Source organism: Butyricicoccus sp. (assembly GCF_050872565.1).
Lineage (GTDB): Bacteria > Bacillota > Clostridia > Oscillospirales > Butyricicoccaceae > Butyricicoccus_A.
Map to the genome: position 1 here is coordinate 1 of NZ_JBNMHC010000126.1, position 5836 is coordinate 5836.

7 protein-coding genes and 1 other RNA gene are annotated in these 5836 nt (G+C 48.9%); 6 read left to right on the top strand and 2 right to left on the bottom strand.

From position 1 onward, the window contains the following. The coding region (locus ACR0P9_RS06565; protein ID WP_432618476.1) for a YifB family Mg chelatase-like AAA ATPase at positions 1–1256 on the top strand (1256 nt) is incomplete at its 5' end. 435 nt (positions 1257–1691) lie between these two features. Here ACR0P9_RS06565 and ssrS read toward each other — a convergent pair. Both ssrS and ACR0P9_RS06575 read right to left on the bottom strand, forming a co-directional pair. Then, a non-coding RNA gene (gene ssrS, locus ACR0P9_RS06570) (6S RNA) lies at positions 1692–1883 on the bottom strand. A gap of 15 nt (positions 1884–1898) precedes the next feature. Then, positions 1899–2192: a DUF1292 domain-containing protein gene (locus ACR0P9_RS06575; protein WP_432618478.1), complete on the bottom strand. Its 294-nt coding sequence runs from the start codon at positions 2190–2192 to the stop codon at positions 1899–1901. 424 nt (positions 2193–2616) lie between these two features. On the opposite strand from ACR0P9_RS06575, the gene infC reads away from it, so the two are divergent. From infC to ACR0P9_RS06600, 5 genes are all read left to right on the top strand, one after another. Then, on the top strand, positions 2617–3210 hold the full coding sequence (infC, locus tag ACR0P9_RS06580) for a translation initiation factor IF-3 (RefSeq protein WP_216469556.1): 594 nt from the start codon (positions 2617–2619) through the stop codon (positions 3208–3210). 53 nt (positions 3211–3263) lie between these two features. Then, entirely contained in the window at positions 3264–3461 is a 198-nt protein-coding gene (gene rpmI, locus ACR0P9_RS06585) for a 50S ribosomal protein L35 (RefSeq protein WP_432618480.1), read from the top strand. Positions 3462–3517: 56 nt separating this feature from the next. Then, complete coding sequence (gene rplT / locus ACR0P9_RS06590; protein WP_432618482.1) at positions 3518–3871, top strand: 50S ribosomal protein L20; 354 nt, start codon at positions 3518–3520, stop codon at positions 3869–3871. Positions 3872–4085: 214 nt separating this feature from the next. After that, positions 4086–4451, top strand: a complete 366-nt coding sequence (locus tag ACR0P9_RS06595) for a metal-dependent transcriptional regulator (protein ID WP_432618484.1) — start codon at positions 4086–4088, stop codon at positions 4449–4451. A 543-nt stretch (positions 4452–4994) separates the two neighbouring features. Further along, a partial coding sequence (locus ACR0P9_RS06600; RefSeq protein ID WP_432618486.1) for an S-layer homology domain-containing protein occupies positions 4995–5836 on the top strand: 842 nt, incomplete at its 3' end.

Consider the following 5836-nt stretch of genomic DNA (forward strand, 5'->3'; position numbering starts at 1 on the left):
CACAGGGAAATATTGAAGAACCGCTGCCGGAGGACAGCGTGTTTATCGGAGAAATCAGCCTGAGCGGTGAACTGCGCCCGATCAAGGGCGCGCTTTCTATGGCGATGGCGGTGCAGGAAGCCGGGAAAAAGAAACTGTTCCTGCCAGAAGCCAATGCAGAGGAAGCGGCACTCATTGGCGATGGGCTGACCATCTATGCTGTGCGACATGTACAGCAGATTCTCGATCATCTGACAGGCAAACAGCTGCTCGAGGCGTATGTGCCGGAAGACACGGGAGAGACTGGATTGGATGATGTGCTGGATTTCTGCGACGTCATGGGACAGGAAAACGTCAAGCGGGCGATGGAAATCGCGGCAGCTGGCGGACACAATATGCTGATGTCCGGCAGTCCCGGTTCCGGCAAGAGCATGATGGCAAAGCGAATTGGAACCATCTTGCCGCCAATGACATTGGAAGAAAAGATGGATGTCGTGCGCATTTACTCCATCATTGGCGACGGCAGCCGAGCGGCGCGGTCGCAGATGCGTCCGGTTCGTGCACCGCACCACACGACGAGTGCCGCGGGCATTGCGGGCGGCGGACAGGGAATCCCGATGCCGGGCGAATTGAGCTTAGCGCATAATGGTGTGCTGTTTCTCGATGAGCTGCCGGAATTTCGCATTGACGCGCTGGAAGTGCTGCGGCAGCCGCTGGAAGATGGTACGGTTTCCATTGTGCGCACGGCAGGACGTGTAACGTATCCGGCAAAATTCATGTTGATTTGTGCTATGAATCCCTGCAAGTGCGGTTGGTATGGCCATCCGTCCGGCCGATGCAAGTGTACACCGGCAGAAGTCAAAAAGTATCGGAGAAAAATTTCCGGTCCGCTGCTTGACCGCATTGATATACAGGTTCATGTGCGTCCGGTGCCGCTCAAGGATTTGTCTGAGCGCAAACCGGCGGAAAGCTCAGCTGACATTCGGGCACGTGTCGTTGCGGCGAGAGAGCGGCAGCGCGCTCGTTATGCGGGCACTAAGACGCGATGCAACGCGGATATGCTTCCGGCACAGCTCGCAGAATTCTGTCGGCCGGATGCCGCCGGACAGGCTTTGCTGGATGCCGCGTTCAAAAAACTTGGCATGACGGCGAGAAGCTATGACCGCATTCTGCGATTGGCTCGTACGATTGCGGATCTGGCGGGAGAGGAGCAGATTTCCGCCGGACACATTGCGGAAGCGATTCAGTACCGCAGCATGGATCGAGACGGCGCATAACGCGAAAAAAAGCCGCACCCAGTTTGGGTGCGGCGTGATCGCGATACATGCCGGTAGCTTTCTAATCTATATGGATAAGCAGAGCAGGGAAAATTTCCCGTGCTGCTGAGGGTACAAAAAAACCACGCCAATCTGCGTGGATTTCAAGATGTTTCTCAAGTGTTTACTTACTTTTCAGAAACACGATGCTCATCACCGTAGATCAGGTCGTCAATATCGGGCTTTTCCGGCTGCGGATCATAATTGCGGATCTTACGAATGGTATCCATAACTCAAATCTCCTTTCTCTTTGTTTATTTTACACATTATACACCGGGATGTTACAAAAGTAAAGAGTGAAAATGATGAACTTTTTGTAAAAAAAGCGAGAAGAACCAAAAAAGAACAAGATGCTGTAACATTGCTTTGTTCTTTCTCGCAACGCGCAGGCATAAAAGAAACCCCGCGCAACCGATGTCACCAGATTAGTAACCTGCACATCTCCTGCAGGTGGGTCTCCTGTCACATACATCTGTGCTTCCAACTTCCGCCGAGGCGGGAGGCCTGCAACTCCGTATGGGAACATCCGGAATCCCGAAAACTAATTGTGGGTTAAAAAAAGGTGACTGTCAAATCGCGCAGGGGTCTTAGCGATTATATTGTTTATTCCTCTTCGTCCTCCGGCGCATCGTACAGCGCTTCCAGACGGGACATAAACAGATTGTACAGGCGGAGGCTCTCTTCCTCGTCATCTACCGATGCGAGCAGCTCCTCGCCGTCTTCCTCAACGATTTTCAGAATGACGACTTCTGCCTCTTCTTCCAGATTCAGTTCAGCCGGAATAAAAGCCATATAGACGGTGCCGTTGTCTTCCAGCGTGTCAATGTGCTCGAATTCCTTCTCGTTGCCTTCCTCGTCAGTCAGGATGACATAGTTGCTCTTGTTTTCTTCACTCATAGTACATATCCTCCGGCTGCTGATCCAAGGTTGTTTACCTTGCACCATTATCATAGCCTATTCTCTCGGAAATTTCAACTGTTTTGCCTAAAAAACGTTGGAAAAATTATCCGATGCGGGAAGGCGTCCCCGTTTGCTCAGGGAAGAATAACACAAAAGCGCGCCGATTGTCAAGCAAAAACTGTCGATTTTATGAAAAACGAACCAAATTTCAAATTTACAGGGATTTTACCTTGACAGCGCAGAGCGCGCGTGGTATACTAATCAGGCAAAAGAAAGAAGGACACACCGTTCTCACCTTGCGCTTCGGCAAAGAGGTTCAGATGTTCAGCTGTTTCGCGTAGATAGCTGTGGTCGGACGGTGTCTTTCCGTCCGTTTTTTATTTTTCGTTTAACCGTTTGGAGGTGCTTAACAATTAGCAGTATGGAACACCAGATCAACGAAGAGATCCGCGACAAGGAAGTAAGACTGATCGACGCAGAGGGCAACCAGGCCGGTATCGTACCGATCGCAAAGGCACTGGAGGCAGCTGCCGCAAAGAATCTTGACCTCGTAAAGATCGCGCCGAATGCTGTTCCGCCGGTATGCCGCGTCATGGACTACGGCAAGTTCCGTTTTGAGCAGGCAAAGCGCGAGAAGGAAGCAAGAAAGAATCAGCACGTCGTGGAGATTAAGGAGATCCGCCTTAGCCCGGGTATTGATGTCAACGACCTCAATGTCAAGGTCAATCATGCAAAGCGTTTCCTCAAGGCTGGAAACAAGGTTAAGGTATCGGTTCGTTTCCGCGGCCGTGAAGTAACTCACTCTTCTATCGGTCTCGATCTGCTGCGCCGATTCGCAGATGAATGCGCTGAAATCGGCAGTATGGATAAAGCCCCTAAACTGGAAGGCCGTCAGATGATTATGTTTCTCGGCCCGAAGAAGGATGGTCCGAAGAAGGATGCCGGCAAGAAGAGCCGCAAGGGTAAGTCCGGCAAGCCGCAGCAGGCTCCGAAAGCGGATTCGTCTGAATCATAAATGTATTACACTGTGCCGCCTCGGCGCAGCCCCATCAGAGAGGAGAACACACTATGCCTAAGATTAAGACTCACAGCGGCGCATCCAAGCGCTTTAAGGTAACAAAGACCGGCAAGATCAAGCGCGCTCACGTTGGTCGCCGCCACATCCTGAACAAGAAGTCCACCAAGCGTCTGAGACATCTGCGTAAGGAAGGCTTTGCTGATTCCACCAACGTAGCACAGGTAAAGCGCCTGCTGCCGTACAAGTAATCTCAGGATTATTAAGAACAACACTTACGATTTGAATTTGGAGGCAATGTTTAAATATGGCAAGAGTTAAGGGCGCAATGATGACGCGCAAGAGAAGAAAGAAGATTCTGAAGCTTTCTAAGGGTTACTTTGGTGCAAAGTCCAAGCTGTTCCGCACTGCAAACGAAGCAGTTATGAAGTCCCTGCGTTATGCATACATCGGCCGTAAGCAGAAGAAGAGAGATTTCCGCAGACTGTGGATCACCCGTATCTCCGCTGCTACCCAGGCTAACGGCATGAACTACAGCACCTTCATGAATGGTCTGAAGAAGGCTGGCGTTGACATCAACCGTAAGATGCTGGCAGATCTGGCTGTAAACGACAAGCCGGCTTTCGAGGCTCTGGTTGCTACCGCTAAGGCTGCTCTGTAATTTTCAGAATAGATTTCATATCCTCTGTTTCCGCTGGAGACAGAGGATTTTTTTATGCAATTTCTGTAAGAATTTGATAAAAAATAGTTAGCTTTCGCTCAAAAACTGGAACAGCCTCCATTGACATTTATTTTTGGGTATGATATTCTTTTTCTTGAATTAGTTCAAACTAATCGTTTGATAGATTGGAAATAGAAGAAGGAGGAACAGAAACATGGAGCTGACTGGTACACATCTGCGGTATCTGCTGCACATGTACGAGATGTCTAGAAAAGAGAAAGAAATGCGGTTGACGGAGATTGCAAAGGCACTGCATGTGAAAAAAGCATCGGTTGCGCGGATTGTCAACGTCTTTCGGGAAAAGGAACTCGTAGATCAGGAGCCCTATGGGAAGGTTCATATGACGGAGCGCGGAGAACAGGTGGCAGCGATGTACTATCGCCGCATTTCCAGCGTGGCAGACTGCCTGATGCAGACAGGACTTTTCCTGACGCGTCAGCAGGCGTTACATGCGGCATGTACGCTCTTACCGGAGCTGCCGGAGACTTGCGTTGAGGAAAAAACGGTTGCGGCAAGCTAATGAAAATAGAAAAATCAGACGGGTCGTGTTGGAGAAATTTTTCTCTGATACGGCCCGTTTTTCGCTTTTCGTTGCAGGCAGCTAATGTATATTCAGTCAAAATCAGAAAAAATTTCCATGATATGGACGGTTTGAGGTTTAGAAATAAAGTTAATCAGTGCATCCTCTTGAAATATCCGATTATCTCGCTAAAATATTGCAAAAAAGTTTGGACAAAGTACATGAAAAAATCACAGAAAATTTTCTGTGTGTGCAAAAACTTGTCACAAGAAGTTAACAAAACAAAATCTCTGTGCATCAGGGAGAAAACAGAAAAATTAAAAAATAAATTTTGCAAAAATGTATATATTTCTAAAATAATCCGAGTGATTTTGCGATACTTGCTCATATGTGTTGTTGACAACTAACCAAAAATTCTCTATAATCGTACTATCAATTTTGGGAATGGGTATCGTATCGAAATTTATGGGATACATCGTTCCAAATACAAGAAAAGTTAGTACATACTGACAAAATATGATGTATTTTTAGAAAGGGCGTAACATGAACAAGAACGCGAAAAAGACGCTGCGTGTCCTGAGCGTGGCTACGGCAGCAACCATGATGGTAGGCGGTGCTGCATTTGCAGTCAATTCCGATGACATTCACGGTCATTGGGCAGAAAAGACCTTGCAGCAGTTCATTGACAATGGATGGCTCAACGGCGATGAGCGCGGTATCCGTCCGGACAGCACCATCATTCGTGCAGAGATGGCAAGTGTTGTCAATTCTGTCGAAGGATATACTGAAGAGGCAGACATCTCCAACTACAAGGATGTGGCCAAGAACGATTGGTTCTACAACCATGTAGCAAAGATTGTCAAGGCACAGGTTATGGTTGGTGTTGGCGACAATCAGTGGGATCCGAAGGGCAACGTTACCCGTGAGCAGGTTGCTGTTATTGCGTGCAAGCTGAACGGTGTAGAGGTTGATACCAAGGCAGATCCAGCAAAGGCTCGCGCACAGCTGACTAAGCTGGGCTACACCGATGCGGACAAGGTTTCCGACTGGGCAGCATCGTACATTCTGACCGCCGTACAGAACGGTTATATGGCTGGTTATCCGGATCACACCCTGCGCTCCGGCAATGACATCACTCGTGCAGAAGCAATTGTGATGCTGGACAATGCAGGCGTTGCCGATCAGCTGACTTACGTACAGATGAACATCCCGTATGCGGATTTCTACGCAGCAGAAATCAACAATGAGAATGCAGTCGATGTAGTCACCTCTGCAACCAACACCAAGTCCATCAAGAATGGCGACGGCGAACTGGTTGGCGGTACCTACAATGACTACGATGCAGATGCTTGGGCTGCTGGCACCCAGAAGGAAGTACACATCAA